Source organism: Bacillus sp. FAU18 (assembly GCF_056033885.1).
Window position 1 is genome coordinate 605,403 of sequence record NZ_JBVYHZ010000004.1, and the last position, 21,452, is coordinate 626,854.

General features: G+C 45.0%; 22 protein-coding genes and 1 other RNA gene. 5 read left to right on the plus strand and 18 right to left on the minus strand.

Annotated elements, in window-relative coordinates; genetic code table 11:
* Positions 1–3: 3 nt before the first annotated feature.
* The 7 genes from AC0OMU_RS14205 to AC0OMU_RS14235 all read right to left on the minus strand — a co-directional run bounded on the left by AC0OMU_RS14205 (position 4) and on the right by AC0OMU_RS14235 (position 7,125).
* Entirely contained in the window at positions 4–657 is a 654-nt protein-coding gene (locus AC0OMU_RS14205; protein ID WP_015384228.1) for an O-methyltransferase, read from the minus strand.
* A 151-nt stretch (positions 658–808) separates the two neighbouring features.
* Positions 809–1,891 (minus strand): endolytic transglycosylase MltG, encoded by a 1,083-nt coding sequence (mltG, locus tag AC0OMU_RS14210; RefSeq protein ID WP_181219975.1) that lies wholly within the window; start codon positions 1,889–1,891, stop codon positions 809–811.
* 130 nt (positions 1,892–2,021) lie between these two features.
* On the minus strand, positions 2,022–2,303 hold the full coding sequence (locus tag AC0OMU_RS14215; RefSeq protein WP_003246199.1) for a DUF1292 domain-containing protein: 282 nt from the start codon (positions 2,301–2,303) through the stop codon (positions 2,022–2,024).
* 17 nt (positions 2,304–2,320) lie between these two features.
* A complete protein-coding gene (ruvX, locus tag AC0OMU_RS14220; protein ID WP_003229795.1) occupies positions 2,321–2,737 on the minus strand; it encodes a Holliday junction resolvase RuvX in 417 nt (138 codons plus the stop codon).
* A 7-nt stretch (positions 2,738–2,744) separates the two neighbouring features.
* Positions 2,745–3,011 carry an IreB family regulatory phosphoprotein gene (locus tag AC0OMU_RS14225; protein ID WP_003225903.1) on the minus strand — a complete coding sequence of 89 codons (267 nt, stop codon included), beginning with the start codon at positions 3,009–3,011 and terminating at the stop codon, positions 2,745–2,747.
* Positions 3,012–3,095: 84 nt separating this feature from the next.
* Entirely contained in the window at positions 3,096–5,732 is a 2,637-nt protein-coding gene (gene alaS / locus AC0OMU_RS14230) for an alanine--tRNA ligase (RefSeq protein ID WP_015483498.1), read from the minus strand.
* Positions 5,733–6,063: 331 nt separating this feature from the next.
* Complete coding sequence (locus tag AC0OMU_RS14235; RefSeq protein WP_047182955.1) at positions 6,064–7,125, minus strand: AI-2E family transporter; 1,062 nt, start codon at positions 7,123–7,125, stop codon at positions 6,064–6,066.
* Between the two features lie 158 nt (positions 7,126–7,283).
* On the opposite strand from AC0OMU_RS14235, the gene AC0OMU_RS14240 reads away from it, so the two are divergent.
* Genes AC0OMU_RS14240 through AC0OMU_RS14255 form a run of 4 tightly spaced genes read left to right on the plus strand, consistent with a single transcriptional unit; the run spans position 7,284 to position 10,239 of the window.
* Positions 7,284–8,012 (plus strand): amino acid ABC transporter ATP-binding protein, encoded by a 729-nt coding sequence (locus tag AC0OMU_RS14240; protein WP_474241249.1) that lies wholly within the window; start codon positions 7,284–7,286, stop codon positions 8,010–8,012.
* A 21-nt stretch (positions 8,013–8,033) separates the two neighbouring features.
* On the plus strand, positions 8,034–8,855 hold the full coding sequence (gene glnH / locus AC0OMU_RS14245; RefSeq protein ID WP_015384233.1) for a glutamine ABC transporter substrate-binding protein GlnH: 822 nt from the start codon (positions 8,034–8,036) through the stop codon (positions 8,853–8,855).
* A 60-nt stretch (positions 8,856–8,915) separates the two neighbouring features.
* On the plus strand, positions 8,916–9,566 hold the full coding sequence (locus AC0OMU_RS14250; RefSeq protein WP_047182956.1) for an amino acid ABC transporter permease: 651 nt from the start codon (positions 8,916–8,918) through the stop codon (positions 9,564–9,566).
* A 16-nt stretch (positions 9,567–9,582) separates the two neighbouring features.
* The gene (locus AC0OMU_RS14255) at positions 9,583–10,239 is read left to right on the plus strand and encodes an amino acid ABC transporter permease (protein ID WP_003229784.1); all 657 of its coding nucleotides are present in this window, start codon (positions 9,583–9,585) and stop codon (positions 10,237–10,239) included.
* A 34-nt stretch (positions 10,240–10,273) separates the two neighbouring features.
* Here AC0OMU_RS14255 and AC0OMU_RS14260 read toward each other — a convergent pair whose 3' ends face one another.
* The 8 genes from AC0OMU_RS14260 to cymR form a co-directional block, all read right to left on the minus strand.
* Positions 10,274–10,405 (minus strand): YrzQ family protein, encoded by a 132-nt coding sequence (locus AC0OMU_RS14260; RefSeq protein WP_003229780.1) that lies wholly within the window; start codon positions 10,403–10,405, stop codon positions 10,274–10,276.
* Positions 10,406–10,426: 21 nt separating this feature from the next.
* Complete coding sequence (locus tag AC0OMU_RS14265; protein WP_003225893.1) at positions 10,427–10,618, minus strand: hypothetical protein; 192 nt, start codon at positions 10,616–10,618, stop codon at positions 10,427–10,429.
* Between the two features lie 11 nt (positions 10,619–10,629).
* Positions 10,630–11,154: a PRC-barrel domain-containing protein gene (locus tag AC0OMU_RS14270; RefSeq protein WP_080344218.1), complete on the minus strand. Its 525-nt coding sequence runs from the start codon at positions 11,152–11,154 to the stop codon at positions 10,630–10,632.
* Between the two features lie 55 nt (positions 11,155–11,209).
* On the minus strand, positions 11,210–13,606 hold the full coding sequence (gene recD2 / locus AC0OMU_RS14275) for an SF1B family DNA helicase RecD2 (protein WP_474241250.1): 2,397 nt from the start codon (positions 13,604–13,606) through the stop codon (positions 11,210–11,212).
* Between the two features lie 24 nt (positions 13,607–13,630).
* Entirely contained in the window at positions 13,631–14,251 is a 621-nt protein-coding gene (locus tag AC0OMU_RS14280; RefSeq protein WP_206697897.1) for a tetratricopeptide repeat protein, read from the minus strand.
* 85 nt (positions 14,252–14,336) lie between these two features.
* Positions 14,337–15,452: a tRNA 2-thiouridine(34) synthase MnmA gene (gene mnmA, locus AC0OMU_RS14285; protein ID WP_015483502.1), complete on the minus strand. Its 1,116-nt coding sequence runs from the start codon at positions 15,450–15,452 to the stop codon at positions 14,337–14,339.
* Between the two features lie 27 nt (positions 15,453–15,479).
* Positions 15,480–16,622 carry a cysteine desulfurase family protein gene (locus AC0OMU_RS14290; RefSeq protein ID WP_474241251.1) on the minus strand — a complete coding sequence of 381 codons (1,143 nt, stop codon included), beginning with the start codon at positions 16,620–16,622 and terminating at the stop codon, positions 15,480–15,482.
* 18 nt (positions 16,623–16,640) lie between these two features.
* Entirely contained in the window at positions 16,641–17,057 is a 417-nt protein-coding gene (gene cymR, locus AC0OMU_RS14295; RefSeq protein WP_003225879.1) for a cysteine metabolism transcriptional regulator CymR, read from the minus strand.
* A 202-nt stretch (positions 17,058–17,259) separates the two neighbouring features.
* Between cymR and AC0OMU_RS14300 the strand changes: the two genes are divergently transcribed.
* Positions 17,260–18,525, plus strand: a complete 1,266-nt coding sequence (locus AC0OMU_RS14300; protein ID WP_015714437.1) for a replication-associated recombination protein A — start codon at positions 17,260–17,262, stop codon at positions 18,523–18,525.
* 39 nt (positions 18,526–18,564) lie between these two features.
* On the opposite strand, the gene AC0OMU_RS14305 is transcribed toward AC0OMU_RS14300, so the two are convergent.
* The 3 genes from AC0OMU_RS14305 to aspS form a co-directional block, all read right to left on the minus strand.
* Positions 18,565–19,329 carry a tRNA threonylcarbamoyladenosine dehydratase gene (locus tag AC0OMU_RS14305; RefSeq protein WP_474241252.1) on the minus strand — a complete coding sequence of 255 codons (765 nt, stop codon included), beginning with the start codon at positions 19,327–19,329 and terminating at the stop codon, positions 18,565–18,567.
* Between the two features lie 82 nt (positions 19,330–19,411).
* Positions 19,412–19,604, minus strand: a non-coding RNA gene (gene ssrS / locus AC0OMU_RS14310) — 6S RNA.
* Positions 19,605–19,664: 60 nt separating this feature from the next.
* Positions 19,665–21,443: an aspartate--tRNA ligase gene (gene aspS, locus AC0OMU_RS14315; protein ID WP_015384241.1), complete on the minus strand. Its 1,779-nt coding sequence runs from the start codon at positions 21,441–21,443 to the stop codon at positions 19,665–19,667.
* Between the last annotated feature and the right edge of the window lie 9 nt (positions 21,444–21,452).

Genomic DNA, 21,452 nt, shown 5'->3' on the forward strand with positions numbered 1-21,452 from the left:
CGTTCACCTCTTCTTTTTACTAATCGCAAGTCCGTCTCCGACAGGAATAATCGCAGTTTGATAATCCGGATGATTCATCAGCCAATGATTATATTCATCAATTTTTGTTACAAGCCTGCGCCTTCTCTTCGGTTCTATTTTGCTGTAATCCTCTGCCACCAGACCTTTAAACAGCACGTTGTCTGTTATAATCACCCCGTCCGGTGAAAGCATCGGTTCATATAAATGAAAAAAGTTTTGATACTGACCTTTTGCAGCGTCAATAAAAATGACATCGTAAGGCGCAGTTACATGAACGGCGTCGGCTAATTCAAGCGCATCTCCGTAAAAAACATGAATCCGGTCATCAAGCTGAAATTCCTTGATATTGTTTACCGCTTCTTCATGCCGTTTCTCATTGCGTTCAATTGTATATATTTCAGCAGACGGCAGCTCCAGCGCCATTCGAATGGCTGAATAACCAATGGCCGTTCCGATTTCTAGTATTTTTTTCGGCTGTTTCACAGACAAAATTTGAAGCAGCACCTCCATGCCCGCTTTTTCCATGATCGGGACATGATGTTCTTCTGCATATGCTTCAAGCTTCTTCACGTTATCCGGCCGAGGCTTTAATAATGCTTCTATATAGTCATTTATTTGTTCATACCGGTCAGTCACTACAAACAGCCTCCCGTTCTAAAAAGGAGTGCCCCAGTCTTATGCGCAGGACACTCTCTGAATACATCATGATACATCGGTAAACAACCCGATATATTTTATCATAAAACCTTGCGGAAAGCGAACAAAAGGAGAGCTTTTTGCTCTCCTTTTATTTCTCGTTTTTTGAGGAAATGTATTTTTCTTTTGCTTTATTATGCTCTTTTAGCGTTTTTGTAAATACGACCTCACCATTTGATTTGGCCAAGAAATACAGATAATCCGTTTTATCCGGATGCAGCGCCGCTTCCCATGACGACATGCCGGCATTGGCAATCGGACCTGGCGTCAGCCCTGTGTTTTTATACGTATTGTATGGTGAATCGATTTCCAGATCCTTATAAAGAACCCGATCTTTATGCTTGCCTGCCGCGTACAGCACGGTCGGATCTGTTTGGAGCGGCATTTTCTTTTTCAGGCGGTTATAAAAGACGCTCGCAATTTTATGGCGGTCGGCTTTTTCAGTCGCTTCTTCTTCTATCAAAGAAGCCATCGTCAGCAGCTTATGCACAGAAAGTTTGTTTTTCTTCATTTCTGATTTATATGTTTCCACATAAGAATTTGTCTGCTTTATCATTGCCTTGATAATGTCTTCAAGTGATGTGTCCGGATCGTTAAAAGGGTATGTAGCCGGGAATAGGTACCCTTCAAGCGGGTGCTTAATGTTTTTATTGAAAACATCATTTGTCACAGTGTCCGGGAATTCTTTCTTCAGCTGATTGATAAATGTTTCATCGTCCAGCTTCGCTATGACTTGTTTTTTAGAGTAATTTGTTTCATCAGCAATAGCAGCCGCGATTTGGGTCAGCTGTGCTCCCTCAGTCACTGTGATTTGAAAAGCGTAGCCTGTAGCCCCGCTTGTCAGCTTCTGAATAATGGCATCTAAATCCATACCTTTATTCAGATGGTAGAATCCGGCCTGAAACCCGGAAGCACCTTTATATTTCACATAGTACTGAAACGCCTTCTCGCTTTTTATGACATCATTTTTCTTTAATATCGATGCGATGGCTGAAACAGAAGAACCGCTCGGAATGTTAATATTAACTGTCGTTTTACTGTCTTTTTCAACAGGTTCAAGCAATGATTTCCCATATAAAAATGCCCCGCCAATGATGAGAAACAGCACAACAATGGAAGACAGTATGATTCTTTTTTTATTAAAAAACGATTTTTTTTGCTGATCGATATACATTAGGTCTCCTCCCATCAGCTCTTATACTACATGATTCATTGTATTTCGGCAATTTATTACAAAAAGAGGCCTGCATAAAGCAGAAAAAAACCGGAGCAGTATAGCTCCGGCTTTGGTTTGGCGCGATGTTTTATTCTTCGTCTTCGTCCGCTAAGAATGTGTTTAGTGTTTCTTCGATCATATCCCATTCTTCGTCAGTTTCAATCGGGAATAGCTCACCGTTTTCACCGTCTTCGTTTGGCGTGAAGCTGGAAGCAAGAATTTCTACTTCTTCGTCATCTTTTGATTCGATTGGATAGTACAAGACATAAGACTTGCCAAACTCTTCGTTTTCAAATGTAAACAGCACTTCACAAAGCTGTTCATTTCCTTGATCGTCAACAATTGTAATATTTTTTTCGCCGTGTTCCATTTTCTTCACCTCTGGCTTTAATTTAAGCTGTCAAGATATCCTTGTAAAATCATAACAGCCGCCATTTTATCAATGACTTTTTTTCGTTTCTGCCTGCTGACGTCAGCTGCAATCAGCATTTTTTCAGCCGCCATTGTGGTAAGACGCTCGTCCCACAGCACAACAGGAACATTGTACGTTGTTTCAAGCACTTTCGCAAATGTTTGGCTGGCTTCGCCTCTCGGGCCGACTGTTCCGTTCATGTTCTTAGGAAAGCCGAGCACGATTTTATCTATAGTATAGTCCTTTATCAGTTCAGATAAACGGGATAAACCATAATCGCCTTCTGCTTCATTTATCTTTATGGTCTCAATGCCTTGAGCAGTCCAGCCCATTTCATCGCTTAGAGCTACACCGAGTGTTTTGGTTCCTAAATCGAGTCCTAATATTCTCATTCTTTATTTACGCCTCTTTATGCTGTTCTAAATAAGACTTCACCAATTCCTCGATTAATTCGTCTCTTTCAAGTTTGCGAATTAAATTGCGAGCGTCACGATGCCTAGGAATATAAGCGGGATCACCTGACAGCAAGTATCCGACAATCTGGTTGATTGGATTGTAGCCCTTTTCCTGAAGCGCGTCATACACTGTAATCAGCACCTCATTTACGTTAGTCTCAGCAGAATCATCGGAGAAATTAAATTTCATCGTTTTATCAAACGAGCTCACCGTTTTGCACCTCTTTCCCAAATTCGCAGGCAAAGTTCAGCCTGGGGTCCTAATCTTACCATCATTCTACACTACATGGGCGAATTATAAAACGGATTTCACCCAATCTTCTACAGAAGCCAAAGCTTCTTCTAATTTTTCCGGCTGTTTGCCGCCTGCCTGCGCCATGTCCGGACGGCCTCCGCCGCCTCCGCCGCAAACTTCCGCAGCTTGTTTAACCAGCTTGCCAGCGTGAAGGCCTTTGTCGATGAGGTCCTTTGTGACTCCGACAGAGATATTAACTTTATCGTTTTGTACCGCACCAAGCACGATCACCGCAGAGCCAAGCTTTGCTTTGAGTTCATCGACCATTGTGCGGAGATGATTCATGTCTTTTGCATTTACTTTTTCCGCAAGCACGTTTACGCCGTCCACTTCTTTTACTTTCGACAGGATTGCTCCTGCTTCCACGTTGCCTAGTTTTGCAAGAAGAGATTCATTTTCTCTTTGTGCTTCCTTCAGTTCAGCCTGCAGAGCCGCGACCCGTTTCGGCACTTCTTTGATATTTGTTTTCAGCTCGTCAGCAGCCTCTTTCAATACAGAAATCTGGCTGTTCATTTCGACGTAAGCGCCTTGTCCCGTTACAGCTTCAATCCGTCTTGTGCCTGCTCCGATTCCAGATTCAGAAACGATTTTAAACAAGCCGATTTCTGCTGTATTTCTGACATGGCAGCCGCCGCACAGCTCTAAGCTGTAATCTCCAACTTGAACGACACGGACAATATCGCCATATTTTTCGCCGAACAGTGCCATCGCACCCATTTCTTTTGCTTCAGCGATCGGTTTCAAATCAATGCTGACCGGGATGCTCGCCCAGATCTTTTCGTTTACGATTCTTTCAATTTGTTCGAGCTCTTCTTTTGTCACTTGGCCAAAGTGCGAGAAGTCAAAACGAAGACGGTTTTCCGTTACAAGAGAGCCCGCCTGATTGACATGAGTTCCAAGAACATCTTTTAGAGCCTGATGCAATAAATGCGTTGCCGTGTGGTTTTTAATGACGCCGCTTCTCATATGGTCTTCAACTTCAGCCGTAACATGCAGGCCTTTTTGAACAGTACCGCTCTCCACAACACCTTCATGCACATGCTGGCCGTTCGGCGCTTTTTGAACATCTTTAATTCTTACAACTGCCTGCTCGTTTCGGAGATAGCCTTTATCGCCGATTTGGCCGCCGCTTTCTGCATAGAACGGTGTTTCATCAAGAATGATTTGAACGCTTTCTCCTTCATGAGCCTCTTCGATTAATTGGCCGTCCTGAAGAAGCACAATGATATTGGCATCAGCTTTGGTTTGAGAGTAGCCGACAAATGTGCTTTCATCTGTTACGTCGCGCAGTGCGCCGCCCTGCACCTGCATGCTGCCGACATCCTGGCGGGCGTTTCTTGCCCGTTCACGCTGCTGGTTCATTTCCTCCTCAAAGCCCTCATGGTCAACCGTCATGTTCTCGTCTTCTGCGTATTCTTCAGTCAATTCAACCGGGAATCCATACGTATCATACAGTTTAAACACATCAGCACCTGAGATAACGCTGCTGCCCTTGTCTTTTTCTTTTTTGATCATTTCTGACAGGATCGCAAGCCCTTCATTAAGGGTCTCATGGAAGCGTTCTTCCTCGGTTTTAATGACTTTTGCGATGAAATCCGCTTTCTCTTTCACTTCAGGATAGAAATCAGCCATGATTTCTGCGACAACCGGCACTAAATCAAACATGAACGGACGATGGATGTTGATCGTTTTGGCATAACGCACAGCACGGCGTAATAAGCGTCTTAATACATAGCCGCGGCCTTCATTTGACGGCAGCGCACCGTCACTGACAGCAAAGGCAACCGTTCTGATATGGTCAGCAATCACTTTAAACGCAGTGTCTTTCACATTGTCTTTGCCATATGTTTCACCAGAAATCGATTCTGTTGCTTTAATGATCGGAATAAACAAATCGGTGTCAAAGTTTGTCGGAACATTCTGGATGACAGATACCATTCTTTCAAGACCCATGCCTGTATCAATGTTTTTCTTAGGAAGCGGTGTGTACGTGCCGTCAGGGTTATGGTTGAACTCTGAGAACACAAGGTTCCATACTTCCAGGTAACGGTCGTTTTCCCCGCCTGGGTAAAGCTCCGGATCTTCTGGATCATTACCATATGCTTCACCGCGGTCGTAAAAGATTTCCGTATTCGGTCCGCTCGGCCCTTCACCGATATCCCAGAAGTTCCCTTCCAGACGGATAATTCTTTCTTCAGGAATACCGATTTTTTTTGCCCAAAACTCATATGCCTCTTCATCTTCAGGATGAACCGTAACAGAGAGAAGCTCTTTGTCGAAGCCAATCCACTTGTCGCTCGTTAAAAACTCCCAAGCCCATGTAATGGCTTCTTCTTTGAAATAATCGCCGATGGAAAAGTTTCCGAGCATTTCAAAGAAAGTGTGATGGCGCGCAGTTTTACCTACATTTTCTATATCATTTGTTCTGATCGCTTTTTGAGCGTTTACGATTCTTGGATTTTCCGGCACGACACGGCCGTCAAAATATTTTTTCAGCGTCGCAACACCGCTGTTGATCCAAAGCAGTGAAGGATCCTCATGAGGCACTAATGACGCGCTTGGCTCTACCGCATGTCCTTTTTCTTTAAAGAAATCCAAAAACATTTGACGCACTTCCGCAGAAGTTAAGTGTTTCATTGTATTTCCTCCTCTATAAAAATCGAAATTCTCTTCAGTGACAGCAAAAAAGCCCTCCCCCCTATGCAAACCAACGTTTACACAGGGACGAGAGCTGTCTCGCGGTACCACCCTGATTACGGGCATTCATTCGCCCGTCACCTTTAACCCTGTAACGCAGGATAAGCGGCAGTGATTAACTGCACTCAGGATTAGCTTCCTCCGATCTTCTGATAAAGCTCCTTTCAGCTTATGGAGCTTCTCTCTTTAACAGGGCTTCGGCGTACTCAGATCCGTCACTCGAGATTCGTATGTATTCTACGAGAAATTATAGACAAGCGGCACGCCGATGTCAATGCTCCGTCCTCATCCGCAAAAAATGGATCATCATTACTTTTAAAACAGCCGTCGCAGGAACTGCCAGAATCATCCCGACGATTCCCGCAAGCTCCCCTCCGGCAAGGAGCGCAAGCATGATAACGACCGGATGCATTTTAAGGCTTCTGCCGACAATGAACGGACTGAGGATATTTCCTTCCATAAACTGCAGAATAAACACCGTAATCACCACAACAAGAACAGCCTTGACTGAGATCGTCATCGCAATTAACAACGCAGGAACAGCTCCGATGAAAGGGCCAAAATACGGGATGACATTCGTTACTCCAGAGATAAGGCCAAGTATCAGCGGATATGGAAGCCCAAATACCCAGAACGAAATGCCTGCAATCACGCCAAGAATCAAGCAGACCAAAAGCTGGCCGCGGATATAATCGCCAAGCGAATCATCCACATCCCGCAAAAAGGCGCTGCCCCGCTTTCTCCACGACTTCGGAGTCAAGTACCATACTGTCTTTTTCATTAACTCAATGTCCTTCACCATATAAAACACGAGAAAAGGGATTGTTGCAGCAATTAAGAAGTAATCAAGCACATTGCGGATCCCGCTGATCGCACCCTCGATCGTTCCCGCAAAAAACGCCTCCGTCTGGCGGATCATTTTATCTATACGGTGATGCATACCATCAGGCCAGTCATCCGTATGGTTATGCACATGAAGAAGAAGCCCGTTATACGTTTCGGCAAACATGGGTATATTTTCTGACAAATCCGTCAGCTGCACGATTAAAACAGGCACCCCTTTATACAACGCCCAGCCAATCCCGCCAAAAAAAAGAACATAAATGACCAAGATGCTCAAAGTCCTAGGCAATCCTTTGCTATGCAGCCATTCCGTGACCGGAAGCAATAAATAAGATATAAAAATAGAAATGATCAAGGGAATAAAGATCGTTTTTATGACGAGCCAAAAGGGTGACCATAACATATCAAGCATAAAAAAGACATAGACTGTTAACAGAACCAGCAAACAAATAGCCACCCACAACAAAAGCTGCACCGGTTTTTGGAGCATCTGCTTTCACCTCACCTATATCTTTTGAGGTTTACACGGAATTATTCTTTATGTTTCTTTAGTCAGCCAGAAGTCATGGACATTTTTCCGCATTTAATTTTCAGAAAAGTTTGATTTCATGTATACTTTTTAGTCAAATTTCTGATAGGAGGATTGCGATGATCACATTTCAAAATGTTAACAAGCATTATGGAGGTTTTCACGCGTTAAAACAAATTAATCTTCAAATCGAAAAAGGGGAAGTCGTTGTTATCATCGGCCCATCCGGTTCCGGTAAAAGCACATTGCTCAGATGTATCAACAAACTTGAGACGATCAATGAGGGAGTGCTCACAGTAAACGGCACCGCCATTAACGACAGAAAAACTGATATCAATCAAGTGCGGCGGAATATCGGGATGGTGTTTCAGCACTTTCATTTATATCCGCATAAAACAGTGCTGCAGAACATCATGCTGGCTCCGGTAAAAGTGCTTAGACAATCACCTGAACAAGCAAAGGAAACGGCGCGGTACTATCTTGAAAAAGTCGGCATCCCAGACAAGGCTGACGCCTATCCTTTCCAGCTTTCCGGCGGGCAGCAGCAGCGTGTTGCCATCGCAAGAGGACTGGCGATGAAGCCGGAGGTCATGCTGTTTGACGAGCCGACATCAGCACTTGATCCTGAAATGATCGGCGAGGTGCTAGATGTCATGAAAACTCTCGCCAAAGAAGGCATGACAATGGTTGTCGTGACACACGAAATGGGGTTTGCCAAAGAAGTTGCCGACCGGATTGTCTTCATTGACGAAGGAAAAATTTTAGAAGAAGCAGTGCCGGCTGAGTTTTACGCGAATCCGAAGGAAGAACGGGCCCGCTTATTCTTAAGCCGTATTTTAAATCATTAAAACAGAAATGGGGGAGCTTGTATGAAAAAGATTTTTTCTTTAGCATTGATTTCTTTATTCGCTGTCATCTTGCTTGCCGCTTGCGGCAGCAAGGGATCAAATGGAGAAGCCTCAAAGGAGAGCAAAAAAGATACGCTAGCAGCCATTAAAGACAATGACAAAATTGTCTTCGGCGTAAAAACGGACACTCGACTGTTCGGTCTTAAAAATCCAAGCTCAGGTGAGATTGAGGGTTTTGATATTGATATTGCCAAACAAATCGCTAAAGACATTTTAGGTGATGAGAAAAAAGCTGAATTTAAAGAGGTCACCTCAAAAACAAGGATTCCTATGCTGCAAAACGGGGATATCGACGCCATTGTCGCCACAATGACGATCACTGATGAACGAAAAAAGGAAGTTGACTTTTCTGATGTCTATTTCGAGGCCGGGCAATCGCTTCTCGTGAAAAAAGGCAGCAAAATCAAGAGTGTCGAGAATCTTGGCAAAGGCTCAAAAGTTCTTGCAGTAAAAGGCTCCACCTCCTCTCAAAACATTCGTGAAAAGGCGCCTGAAGCATCGGTTTTAGAATTTGAAAACTACGCAGAAGCCTTTACAGCCCTTAAATCGGGGCAAGGCGATGCCCTCACCACAGATAATGCGATTTTATATGGAATGGCTGATGAAAATAAAAATTATCAATTAACAGGAAAGCCTTTTACAGATGAGCCTTACGGGATCGCCGTGAAAAAAGGGCAATCGGCTCTCGCGAAAGAAATCAACGCTTCACTTAAAAAGATGAAGTCGGATGGCAGATACGATGAAATTTATAAAAAATGGATTAAAGAAGACCCAGCTGAATAACAACCATCCCGGGATGAGCAGGCGATGCTCATCCCAATTTGATAAGGAGTGAATAGGCTGATGAATGTGTCAATTCTTTTCGATAACTTTGGCATGTATATGGACGGTTTTTACCATACCTTGCTCGCAAGTGTTATCGCGCTGGCCGGCAGTTTTGTCCTCGGCGTTGCTGTAGCGGTTATGAGAATAACAGTCTTTAAGCCGCTGCAATGGCTCGGGACCGCATATGTAGAGTTCATCCGCAACATCCCTCTTCTTTTAATTACCTTTGTTTTCTATTTCGGACTTCCAAACGCAGGCCTGAGGCTTGACGGTTTTCAAGCGGGAACGGTTGCTCTCACCATTTATACCTCTGCGTTTATCGCTGAAGCCATCAGAGCAGGCATCCAGTCTGTTTCAAAAGGGCAGATGGAAGCGGCACGCTCGTCAGGCTTTACCTACAACCAAGCCATGCTCCATATCATTTTGCCGCAGGCAATCAAAATCGTCATTCCGCCTTTAGGCAATCAATTTTTAAACTTAGTCAAAAACTCTTCGATTCTTGGGGTTGTGGCCGGATTGGATCTTATGTACCAAGCCGATTTAGTTTCGTCGAGCACACTCGTTGTATTTGATGTTTATATTTTTGTGGCGCTTTTTTACTTAGTGCTGACGATTCCGCTTAGCATCGGTGTTAACTATCTGGAAAAACGGCTGGAAAAAAGCTATTGATAAGGAGTGAGTTACATTGGATTTCATCGGTGCTTATTCACAGGAGCATTTAGCGTTTTTATGGGATGGCTTTCTCGTCACCTTGTACGTTGCTTTTATCTCCATCATTCTGAGCTTTTTCTTCGGTTTAATCGCAGGCACCCTGCGTTATGCGAAAGTTCCCGTTCTTTCTCAATTGATTGCGGTTCTCGTTGAAACGATCAGAAACCTCCCCTTGCTGTTAATTATTTTCTTTACGTTTTTTGCCCTTCCGGAAATTGGGATTAAGCTTGAAATTACAGCTGCTGCAATTACAGCACTAACGATTTTTGAATCCGCTATGCTATCTGAAATTATCCGAAGCGGACTGAAATCAATTGACAAAGGACAAATTGAAGCGGCGCGCTCCTCCGGGCTGAGCTATACACAGACCCTGTTCTTTATCGTCATGCCGCAAGCGCTTCGCCGCATGGTTCCGCCCATCGTAAGCCAGTTTATTTCTTTATTAAAAGATACATCGCTCGCTGTTGTGATCGCCCTGCCTGAACTGATTCACAACGCGCAAATTATTAACGGCCAAAGCGCAGACGGCAGTTATTTTTTCCCGATCTTTTTACTTGCGGCCCTTATGTATTTCGCAGTCAACTACAGCCTTTCACTCGCAGCAAGACGCCTCGAGGTCCGGCAAACATAGAAAAGGATACTCTTTGGAGAGTATCCTTTTTGCATTAAAACATTTTCGTAATTCTTCTTCTCATCCGCTTCATGCTTCGATTATTCAGCATGTCAGATTGAGTCGCCATTCGGTACACGAGAGCTCCGGCTCCCATTGCCAAAAGAGAAGTCATCGTCCGATTCATCCTGCGCATCTCCTTTCATGATTAAAAATTGATGCTGCGTTCATCCTCAGAAAACAAATCATCCAAGCTGCTTAACGTTCCGTCTTCTTCCACCTGATGAGTTGCAATCTTCCCTTTCGCCACTGTCAGTTCAATAAAACAGCCCCAGCAATAATATTGGTTCACGCCGATTTTGCCGATATCCTTACTTTTGCAATTCGGGCATATAAGCATACCTCACACCTCTATCCGTTCAGAACGATCTCGTCTTTCCGCACCTCGACAAGCGAATCCGCTCTTTGGATCTGGCGCTTGCTTCCCGCCAGGTCAGAAAAGAAACCGTCCGAGAGTTCATATGCTACGATTATGCCCCTGTCCAAACAAAAGTATACATCTTCCAGCATCCCCAATATATCCCCCTCTTGCGATTTCACAAGCTTCATCTTCATCTGCTCGTATGTGAAGCATGTTTTCGGAAGAGGCAGAAGCTGTTCTGAACTGACCGAAGCCAATATGCGGTCATCAAGAATGGAAGAGATATCACACGCCCGTAATAGCGCATGATGATGATGCAAAAAGCGTTTTTGTGCAAGAATAAACCCGAGACAATCTCCCTTCGTAGAAAAACAAATATCAGAAATTGCCCCGAGATAACAAGAAGTTCGTTCTGAGTATACTGGGAATCCTTCTACTTCATGGCATGTTCTCAAAGTGTGATCAACCACCTTTTGTTGAACAGGCTTAGGTTTTGCTTTGCGCCTTAGACTCATACGATGAAATCAATTCCACTGCAAATGAAAAAACTCCCGCTTGCACGGGAGCATTTTATTGCTGTTCTTCTTTCATAAAATCGAATGGTGTAATGCCTTCCATGCCAATGTTGGCGTCGTGTACGCTGAACGGGAGCTCTTTTTGCAAAGCTTCAAGCTCGGCATCCATTTCCTCAACCTGTACGGACAGCCTGTTTTTCAAGGAGGTCTGTCTGACAGTTGCATCATTATTTTTCACGCCCCACTCCAGCGCCTCCTCTTCCCCGCATAAAATGAGAAATTTCTTCGCTCTTGTAATCGCGGTATAAAGAAGGTTTCTTCTGAGCATTCTATAATAGCCTTTCACAACAGGCAAAACCACAATCGGAAATTCACTTCCCTGCGATTTATGAATAGAACAGCAATACGCATGGGTAAATTGATTAAAATCTTTTTTCGTAAATGTCATTTCATTGCCGTCAAAAGAAACGACGGCCATGTCTTCTTTTTCTGTATTTTCCTTTGCATAAAATATCGACGTGATTTCGCCAATATCTCCGTTGAACACATTGTTTTCCGGCTGATTGACAAGCTGCAAAATTTTATCTCCGGTTCTGTAGACAACATCCCCGAACTTCAATTCTCTCCGTTTTTCTTTAGGAGGATTTAAAATGTCCTGCAGCATCACATTCAATTCATTAATGCCGGCTTTTCCTCTGTACATCGGAGCGAGGACCTGAATGTCCTTTGCCGTATAGCCTTTTTTCAATGCATTAGCGACAACCTTCTCAACAACTTCTTTAATTTGCGAGCCTCCGCAGCGAATAAAGGAACGGTCCTTTGTCGGGGCAGTCAAATTGTTCGGCAGCAATCCATTTTTCATCTGGTGGGCAAGCTCGACGATTGATGACCCCTCCGCCTGACGATAGATGTCTGTCAGTCTCACAGTCGGAATCACCTGGGATGCCAGCAGGTCTCTGAGCACTTGTCCCGGACCGACGGAAGGCAGCTGGTCTTCGTCTCCGACAATGATGATTTGTATATGATCAGGGATCGCCTTGAACAAATGATTCGCCAGCCATATATCAAGCATACTGGCTTCATCGATAATTAACAGCTTCCCTTCGATCGGCTGATCCTCTGTATGAGTAAAGCCTTCAGCGCCGTTCCAGCCAAGCAGCCTGTGTATCGTGACTGCAGGGAGTCCCGTTGATTCACTCATCCGTTTTGCTGCTCTCCCTGTCGGAGCGGCCAAAACAATCGGAAAAGCTTCATCCTTTTTATAAGCTGACGGGTCTAGTGACACACCGTGAAGCTCTCCATAGAGCTCGACAATCCCTCTGATTACCGTCGTTTTCCCTGTTCCCGGACCGCCTGTTAAAAGAAGCAACGGCGAGGAAAGGGCTTTTTGAATCGCTTCCTTCTGGCTGGGGGCATACTGAACGTTCATCCGTTCTTCCAGTTCTCCCAACGCGAGCAAAAACTCTGATTCGGGAAACTGGTTCTCATATTCGGTTTGGCTAGCGATATGTTTCACACGCTTTGCAACGTTTTGTTCTGCGTAAAACAGCGATGGAAAATAACAGCGGCCATCTTCTATGACAATGTCTTTATTTTCTCCAAGGGCAATAATTGCGTTAGCGGCATCCATTTCTGTGATGCGCTGCCCTTCCCTTGCTGACTGATTTAACAGGGATTGGGTGTCAATGATCAGCTGTTCTGTTTCTATGTACGTGTGCCCCTCTGACAGACAAGTCGTTTCAAGCGTGTACAAAATAGCAGCTTTTACCCGCTCAGGATGGTTACCCGAAAGACCCATTCTGCTGCCCAGCTCATCCGCTTTCCCAAACCCGATGCCTTCTACATCCTTCACAAGCTGATAAGGATTTTCCTGAATCTTTTCAAGCGTCTCGGATTCATAGGCTTGATAGATTTTCATAGACAGCTGCGGGCCAAAACCAAACTGATTCAAGGAAATCATGATTTGCTCCAGTCCCTGATGCCGCTGCAATGCGCCAGCCAGCGTGTCGGCTTTCTTTTTTGAGAGTCTGGGAACATCATAAAGCACTGAAGCGTCAGCCAATATTTTATTAATGGCGCTGTCGCCCAGCTTTTTCACAATTTCTTCAGCAGTTTTTTTGCCGATTCCCTCGAATAAATCACTCGATAAATATTGAATGATGCCTTCCTTAGTCGTCGGTATCTCTTTTTTGAAATGCTCCGCCTGAAATTGGAGCCCGAATTTTGGATGGGTTACGATCTTTCCGTAAAACGTGTAGGTCTCTTCTTCTTGAAGCGCAGGGAAGTAGCCCGTCACGGATACGGCTTTATCTTCAATGGCTTCGGAGGTCTCTGTGACTTTCACTTTCAGAACCGTATATAAATTGGTGTCATTATGATAGATGACTGTGTTGACTGTCCCTTTTAAATAGGGCTCTTCCTCCAGTTTAAGCTGATCCGGATGCTGCTGCACGAGCTGTTCCTCCTCCTGTGCCTGTTATGATGGATCAATCAGTTTTTTAGCATGAAGCGCAAGCATATGATCTGGCTGGATATCGATTGCCTTGTCCAGCATTTCCAGCGCTTTTTCTCGGTTTTCTTTATAAGCATAAGCGACACCGGCATTATAAAATGCATCTGCATGCCCCGGGTCTTGCTCTGTCACAGCTGCGAATTGGCTGAGCGCTTCGTCCAGCATGCCCTCGTTGGCTAAGCACATCCCGAATTGAAAACGCGCTTCCGTATCGTTTTCATTCAGTTCGACCGCTCTTTGTAAATATGGCAGTGCAAGCTTAGGCTGTTCGAGCTTGACAAGTACCGTTCCGAGCATGTAAAACAGGTCACCGTTTTCCATCCCCGCACGTAGCGCTTTTTCAAACATGTCTTTGGCTTCTTTGTACATTTCTTTTACAACATAGACATTTCCTGCTCCATAATAAGCAGTGGCTGCGCTACTGTCTAATTCAAGCGCTTTATCATAAAACGCAAGCGCTCGTTCCAGCTCGTTTACGGATGAAAGCAGGTTGGCAAAATTGATATACGGAATCGCGTCTTCTTTATTTTCTTCAATCGCTTTTGTAAATGCCTCTGCCGCTTTCTCGTAATCGCCTTCCTGCATCGCCTCTATACCGAGTTGATTATAATCCACCGATCATCTTCCTTTCATTAAAAAACCCCAACTCAGTGTTGAGGTTTTTCATCTTTTATACGTACCACAATTTTGTTCCGTCTTTGTACACATCATCAATTGTCCCGCCGCCAAGACATTCTTCGCCGTCATAGAAGACAACGGCTTGTCCCGGCGTTACAGCGCGGACTTGTTCATCAAAGATGACTTCCGCTTCACCCTCGCCAGTCATGCGCACCGTTACTTTATGATCTTCTTGGCGGTAACGGAATTTAGCCGTGCAGGAAATCTCTTTGCCCTTCATGATATCCGAACGCACCCAGCTGATATTTGTTGCTGTGATTTTGTCAGAATATAAAAGCGGGTTATGGAACCCTTGATCCACGTAGAGGATGTTCTTTTCAAGATCTTTGCCTACCGCAAACCACGGCTCGCCGCTTCCGCCGATGCCAAGGCCGTGACGCTGTCCGATCGTGTAATACATCAACCCGTCGTGGCGGCCTTTTACTTCGCCGTCCATCGTCATCATATCGCCCGGCTGTGCAGGGAGATATTGGCTGAGAAACGTTTTGAAGTTGCGTTCGCCGATAAAGCAGATGCCTGTACTGTCTTTTTTCGTCGCCGTTGCAAGTTCTGCTTCTTTGGCGATTTCACGCACACGGCTTTTTTGAAGTTCGCCGATCGGAAACATGACTTTGCTCAGCGTATCTTCTGTCAGCTGATTCAAGAAGTACGTTTGATCCTTGTTTTCATCAATGCCGCGCAGCATTCTGACTTTTCCGCCGCTTCTGTCTACTCTTGCATAGTGGCCAGTCGCTAAATAGTCGGCGCCAAGTGACAATGCATGCTCCAAAAAGGCCTTGAATTTAATTTCTTTGTTGCACAGTACATCCGGGTTTGGTGTTCTGCCTGCTTTATATTCATCAAGGAAGTATTGAAATACCTTCTCATAATATTGCTTTTCAAAGTTTACGGCATAATACGGAATTCCGATTTGGTTGCAGACGCGGATCACATCTTCATAATCCTCTGTCGCCGTGCAAAAACCGTTTTCGTCCGTATCATCCCAGTTTTTCATAAAGATTCCGATTACATCATAGCCCTGTTCTTTTAACAGCAGGGCCGCCACAGATGAGTCTACTCCGCCGGACATGCCGACGACGACTCTTGTATCCTCCGGCCGTTTTTCCATTTCATTCACTCCAATTACTAAGCCGCCTTATTGTGTCAGCCGTTTGACAACGTGGGCCACATGTTTGGCAGCAGTTTTCACTTGCTCAGCCGTATTGCCGAGGCCGAAGCTGATTCGAATAGAGGACGTCAGCCGGTCACTCTCTTCTCCGAACATAGCAGTCAGAACATGTGACGGCAGGACTGAACCGGCCGTGCACGCTGAACCGCTGGAGACAGCGACACCCTCCATATCAAGATTGACCAGCAGGGCTTCCACTGACACACCGGGGAAATAAAGATTCAGAACATGCGGCAGACTATGCTCTTTGTCCCCGTTGATCTCGAATGACACACCTGCATCTCTAAGCGTGTCGGCAAAGATTGCTTTAAACGATTGATACTTCTCGTTTTTTTCGTCCCGTTCTTCACTTGACAGCTTAATCGCTTCTTTCAGCCCGACAATGCCTGGAACATTTTCCGTTCCGGCACGGCGTTTTCTTTCTTGCTCTCCTCCGAATAAAAGCGGTGAAAGCTTCACATCTTTACTAGCATATAAAAAGCCTGTCCCTTTTGGCCCGTTGAGCTTGTGCCCGGAAACAGACAGAAGGTCAATATGGCTGTTTTTCACATCAATTGGCAGCAACCCGAATGCCTGAACAGCATCGGTATGAAAATAAGCTTTGTGTTCCTTTAACAGCTCACCGATTTCTTCGATCGGCTGCACTGTTCCAACTTCATTATTTCCATACATCACTGTCACAAGGATTGTATCATCACGCAGTGCTTCTTTCACCTGTTTTGCACTGACTCTTCCATTTTGGTCAACGTCCAGATACGTTATGTCAAATCCGTCTTCCTCAAGTTTTTCACATGTGTGAAGCACGGCGTGATGCTCAATTTTTGTTGTGATGATATGTCTGCCAAGATCTTTTCTTGCAAGTGCGGTTCCCATGATCGCCAAGTTATCAGCTTCCGTTCCCCCGCTTGTAAAAATGATCTCCTGCTCTGCCGCTCCGATTTCTGCTGCGATCTGCGCTCTTGCTTCATCCACCCATTTTCGAGATTCTCTGCCAAATGAATGAATACTGGATGGATTACCGAAACTGCCGGAGAAGTGCGGTATCATTTTTTCCAGCACGCGCTCATCCATCGGAGACGTTGCGGCATGATCTAAATAAATCCGTTCCATTATGTTTACACCTCTGATCTAAATATAGAACATATAAGCTTCTTGCTCTCCGTCTGTATAGCTGGCAAGATCCTCTAATGTCGTACTGTCTAAAACCTCTTTTACAGCATCCCGGATGCGAATCCAGAGCTCACGCTTGGCAGGCTCCTCATCTTCCAGCACTTCAACAGGGCTGATCGGCCCCTCAAGCACACGGATAATATCTCCCGCGGTAATGGCATCCGGCTCACTGCCTAATACATATCCGCCATATGCGCCTCTGATGCTTTTCACTAAACCGGCATTTCTGAGCGGCGATACCAGCTGCTCCAAATAATGCTCGGACAAATTATTCGTCTGTGCGATGCTTTTTAATGAAGTCGGGCCTTCACCGTGCTTTTTTGCAAGCTCGATCATAATGGTGAGCCCGTATCTTCCCTTAGTTGATATTTTCAACATGAACACCTCTGTTATTTCATGATTTTCCACATTTATAATGGTAATTTCTATATGTTTCGTCCGTTTATTATCTTATAGACCAACTGTTATTATAACATACCTTCAGCGAATTTTCATTGAGGCAGAAGGAAAGGGGCCTTTCCCCTTTTCTAATGTACGGTTTTCCGTTACCCTGTAATTAAGTAAGGAGAGATGATAGATGAAGCCATTGGCATATCGGATGCGTCCGACAAAAATAGAGGATATTATCGGCCAGCAGCATCTGGTGGCTGAAGATAAAATTATTGGCAGAATGGTCCAGGCAAAACATTTGTCATCCATGATTTTGTACGGGCCGCCCGGAATTGGAAAAACATCAATCGCAACAGCAATCGCCGGTTCAACAAGTATTGCTTTTCGAAAGCTGAATGCTGTCATTAACAATAAAAAAGATATGGAAATTGTAGCCCAGGAAGCCAAGATGTCCGGCCAAGTGATTTTGATTCTGGATGAAGTCCACAGGCTGGATAAAGGAAAACAGGATTTTCTATTACCCTATTTGGAAAACGGGATGATCATTTTGATCGGAGCAACCACAGCTAACCCGTATCATGCCATTAATCCGGCGATCAGAAGCCGGACCCAGATTTTTGAGCTTGAGCCGTTAACACCCGATCTGATTAAACAGGCACTGGAACGTGCGCTCCATGATGAACATCGGGGCCTTGGCACCTATTCTGTATCCATTGATGATCAGGCGATGGAGCATTTCGCCCACGGATGCGGAGGAGATGTCCGCTCCGCTTTAAATGCGCTTGAACTTGCCGTGTTGTCAACGAAGGAGTCAGCAGACGGTGAAATTCACATTACATTAGAAACCGCGGAAGAATGCTTGCAGAAAAAAAGCTTTTCTCACGATAAAGATGGTGACGCGCATTATGATGTACTGTCCGCTTTTCAAAAATCGATACGTGGCTCTGATGCCAACGCTGCTCTCCACTATTTGGCTAGATTAATTGAAGCCGGTGATCTGGAGAGCATCGCAAGACGATTGCTTGTTATCGCCTATGAAGATATCGGTTTAGCAAGCCCGCAAGCCGGCCCTAGAGTGCTGAACGCTATTCAGACCGCTGAGCGAGTCGGGTTTCCTGAAGCGCGAATCCCGCTGGCCAACGCAGTCATTGAACTCTGCCTCTCACCGAAATCAAACTCAGCCATTCTGGCAATCGATGAGGCTCTGGCTGATATTAGAGCCGGAAAAATCGGGGATGTACCGAAGCATTTAAAAGACGCGCATTATAAAGGAGCTCAGGAATTAGGAAGGGGAATCGACTATAAATACCCGCACAATTACGACAACGGTTGGGTCGAACAACAATACCTCCCTGATCCTCTGAAAAATAAGCAATACTATAAGCCGAAACAGACAGGAAAATTCGAATCCGCCTTAAAGCAGGTGTACGATAAATTAATGAAAAGAAAATAAAACAAAAACAGCCTTGATCATCAAGGCTGTTTTTATGCATTATTTATCCTTCACACGTTTGATTTCAATGCCTTTCAAAAGATCCATGACAACATGTCCGCCCATAATCAAACCTGCAACTGACGGCACAAAAGCATTAGAGGAAGGCGGCATTTTTGCTTTACGGATTTTCGCTTCGTCATTTCCCACTTCTTTTCTGACATCTTCCCGAATGACAATCGGGCTTTCATCAGAGAAAATCACTTGAACACCTTTTTTGATCCCCTCTTTGCGTAATTTCGTACGAACGACCTTCGCAATTGGATCAGTGTGCGTTTTTGAGATATCAGCGATTTGGAAGCGTGTCGGGTCCGTTTTATTTGCTGCACCCATGCTGGAGATGAGCGGAATATCCCGTTTCAGACATTCTTTCATTAAATGAATTTTATAATAAATGGTGTCTGACGCATCAATGACATAGTCAAGATCATAATCAAAAAACTGCTCATACGTTTCCTCCGTATAGAACATTTTTAACGCGATCACTTCACACTCCGGGTTAATGTCTGCGATCCGCGCCTTCATTAAATCAACTTTCGGCTGTCCGACAGTTGAAAGCAGCGCGTGAAGCTGACGGTTTACATTTGTAATGTCGACATCATCTTTGTCGACAAGCAGAATGCGGCCGACGCCTGACCGCGCGAGAGCTTCCGCCGCAAACGACCCGACTCCCCCGACTCCAAGCACAGCAACTGTGCTGTTTTTCAGCGTTTCAAGGCCTTCTTTTCCGATAGCTAATTCATTGCGTGAAAACTGGTGTAACAAGAACCTCACTCCACATTCGTATTCTGGTTTCATCTATAAAATGGCTGATCCATGAGCAGCCGTTTTTTCTGCGCACAAAAAATAAAGTCCCAATAGTGCCGTTGCAGCTTTCCTTTGTTTTGAACCCGCTCTCAGCAGGTGGGTGCCCTCTTTTAAAACTTGTAAGTCCTCTTTACCGAATGAAAAGAGGCATGTACGCCATTTAAAAATGCGGGCTCCCAAGTCAAAAAAATGTTCGGTCAAAACTAGGTGTACAACTAACACATCAGGACTTTATTTAACTTGTCAAAATCATATCACAGACGATTTTGATTTTCAAGAATCGAACTGCTCAATCAGTTCTTAACTTTTTTCTTGATAGAAAGATGAAGCTCGTCAAGCTGGGCGTCACTTACTTCTCCCGGCGCTTCTGTCATCAGGCAGCTTGCACTTGCCGTTTTCGGGAATGCAATCGTATCTCTCAGGTTCGTACGTCCAGCGAGAAGCATAACGAGACGGTCTAAACCGAGTGCGATTCCGCCGTGCGGAGGAGCGCCGTATTCAAATGCTTCCAGCAGGAATCCGAACTGTTCAGCCGCTTCTTCTGGTGAGAAGCCGAGAAGCGCAAACATTTTTTCCTGAATATCCTTTTCAAAAATACGAATTGAACCGCCGCCAAGCTCATAGCCGTTTAAGACGAGGTCATAAGCTTGTGCTTTCATGTCTTCAGGCGCTGTTTCAATCAGCTCAAGGTCTTCCCGGACAGGCATTGTGAACGGATGGTGCGCTGCGTAAAAACGGCCTTCTTCCGGATCATGCTCTAATAGCGGCCAGTCGATGACCCATAAGAAATTGAACAATTTTTCGTCAATCAGCCCGCGTTCTTTCCCAAGCTTTAAGCGCAGGGCGCCGAGTGATGCGGCCACAACTTCGAATTGATCCGCTCCGAACAGCAGCAAATCACCTTCAGCAGCATCAAGTGCTTCAATCAGCTTAGACTGCTTTTCTTCATCAAAGAATTTAGCGATCGGGCCTTTCACTCCGTCTGCCTCAACCTTCACCCAGGCAAGCCCTTTTGCCCCGTAGTTTGCAGCAAAAGCGCCAAGAGCGTCGATGTCTTTTCTGGAGTAATCGCCGGCACCGCCTTTTACGTTGATGGCTTTAACCACGCCGCCGTTTGCTACAGCTGATGAGAACACTTTAAATTCCGTATCCTTTACAATGTCAGACACATCCGTCAAAAGCATGTCAAAACGCGTATCCGGTTTATCAGAACCGTACTTGTTCATTGCTTCGTCATACGTCATTCGAGGAAGAGGAAGCTTAAGTTCCTCACCTTTTGTTTCACGCATAACCTTTGCCATCATCTCCTCAGCCAATGACATAATGTCTTCCTGGCTCATAAAGGACATTTCAATATCAATTTGCGTAAACTCAGGCTGACGGTCCGCACGCAAGTCTTCATCGCGGAAACAGCGGGCAATTTGATAATATCGTTCAATGCCTGATACCATCAGAAGCTGTTTAAATAGCTGCGGGGACTGCGGCAGCGCGTAGAACTCACCTTCGTGCACACGGCTTGGCACCAAGTAGTCACGTGCGCCTTCAGGCGTGCTTCCTGTTAAAATCGGCGTTTCAATATCAAGAAACCCATTTTCATCTAAAAAGCTGCGAACAGCTTTCGTCACGTTATGGCGCAGCTGCATCGTCTGGAACATAGCCGGTCTGCGCAAATCTAAGTAACGGTGTTTTAAACGAACGTCCTCTGACACTTCTTCTGCTTGATCAGAAATCGCAAATGGAGGTGTCTTTGCAGCATTTAATACGTTCACTCCATCAGCATGTATTTCGATCGCGCCTGTTTTCAAATTCGGATTAACTGTTCCCTCTTCACGCGCCACCACTTTTCCTTGAATATCAAGCACGTATTCATTTCTGATGCCTTCCGCAATAGCAAGCGCTTCTTTTGACACATCAGGGTTAAAAACGACTTGAACAATGCCCGTACGGTCACGCAAGTCAATAAAAATCAATCCGCCGAGGTCTCGTCTTTTTTGGACCCAGCCTTTCAGCGTTACAGATTCGCCAATTGCTTTTTCAGTTATATCACCGCAATAATATGTTCTTCCAAACAATGCGTTTCA

Bases quoted from the DNA above. Each gene is read 5' to 3' on its own strand.
- AC0OMU_RS14215 (WP_003246199.1), bottom strand. From the start codon at position 2,303: ATGGAACACGGCGAAAAAAATATTACAATTGTTGACGATCAAGGAAAT.
- AC0OMU_RS14240 (WP_474241249.1), top strand. From the start codon at position 7,284: ATGATCACATTTCAAAATGTTAACAAGCATTATGGAGGTTTTCACGCG.
- AC0OMU_RS14265 (WP_003225893.1), bottom strand. From the start codon at position 10,618: ATGCTTATATGCCCGAATTGCAAAAGTAAGGATATCGGCAAAATCGGC.
- AC0OMU_RS14235 (WP_047182955.1), bottom strand. From the start codon at position 7,125: ATGCTCCAAAAACCGGTGCAGCTTTTGTTGTGGGTGGCTATTTGTTTG.
- AC0OMU_RS14260 (WP_003229780.1), bottom strand. From the start codon at position 10,405: ATGAATCGGACGATGACTTCTCTTTTGGCAATGGGAGCCGGAGCTCTC.
- AC0OMU_RS14280 (WP_206697897.1), bottom strand. From the start codon at position 14,251: ATGCAGGAAGGCGATTACGAGAAAGCGGCAGAGGCATTTACAAAAGCG.
- alaS (WP_015483498.1), bottom strand. From the start codon at position 5,732: ATGAAACACTTAACTTCTGCGGAAGTGCGTCAAATGTTTTTGGATTTC.
- glnH (WP_015384233.1), top strand. From the start codon at position 8,034: ATGAAAAAGATTTTTTCTTTAGCATTGATTTCTTTATTCGCTGTCATC.
- mnmA (WP_015483502.1), bottom strand. From the start codon at position 15,452: ATGGAAAAACGGCCGGAGGATACAAGAGTCGTCGTCGGCATGTCCGGC.
- AC0OMU_RS14290 (WP_474241251.1), bottom strand. From the start codon at position 16,622: ATGGAACGGATTTATTTAGATCATGCCGCAACGTCTCCGATGGATGAG.
- AC0OMU_RS14300 (WP_015714437.1), top strand. From the start codon at position 17,260: ATGAAGCCATTGGCATATCGGATGCGTCCGACAAAAATAGAGGATATT.
- mltG (WP_181219975.1), bottom strand. From the start codon at position 1,891: ATGTATATCGATCAGCAAAAAAAATCGTTTTTTAATAAAAAAAGAATC.
- ruvX (WP_003229795.1), bottom strand. From the start codon at position 2,737: ATGAGAATATTAGGACTCGATTTAGGAACCAAAACACTCGGTGTAGCT.
- AC0OMU_RS14250 (WP_047182956.1), top strand. From the start codon at position 8,916: ATGAATGTGTCAATTCTTTTCGATAACTTTGGCATGTATATGGACGGT.
- AC0OMU_RS14270 (WP_080344218.1), bottom strand. From the start codon at position 11,154: ATGAGTCTAAGGCGCAAAGCAAAACCTAAGCCTGTTCAACAAAAGGTG.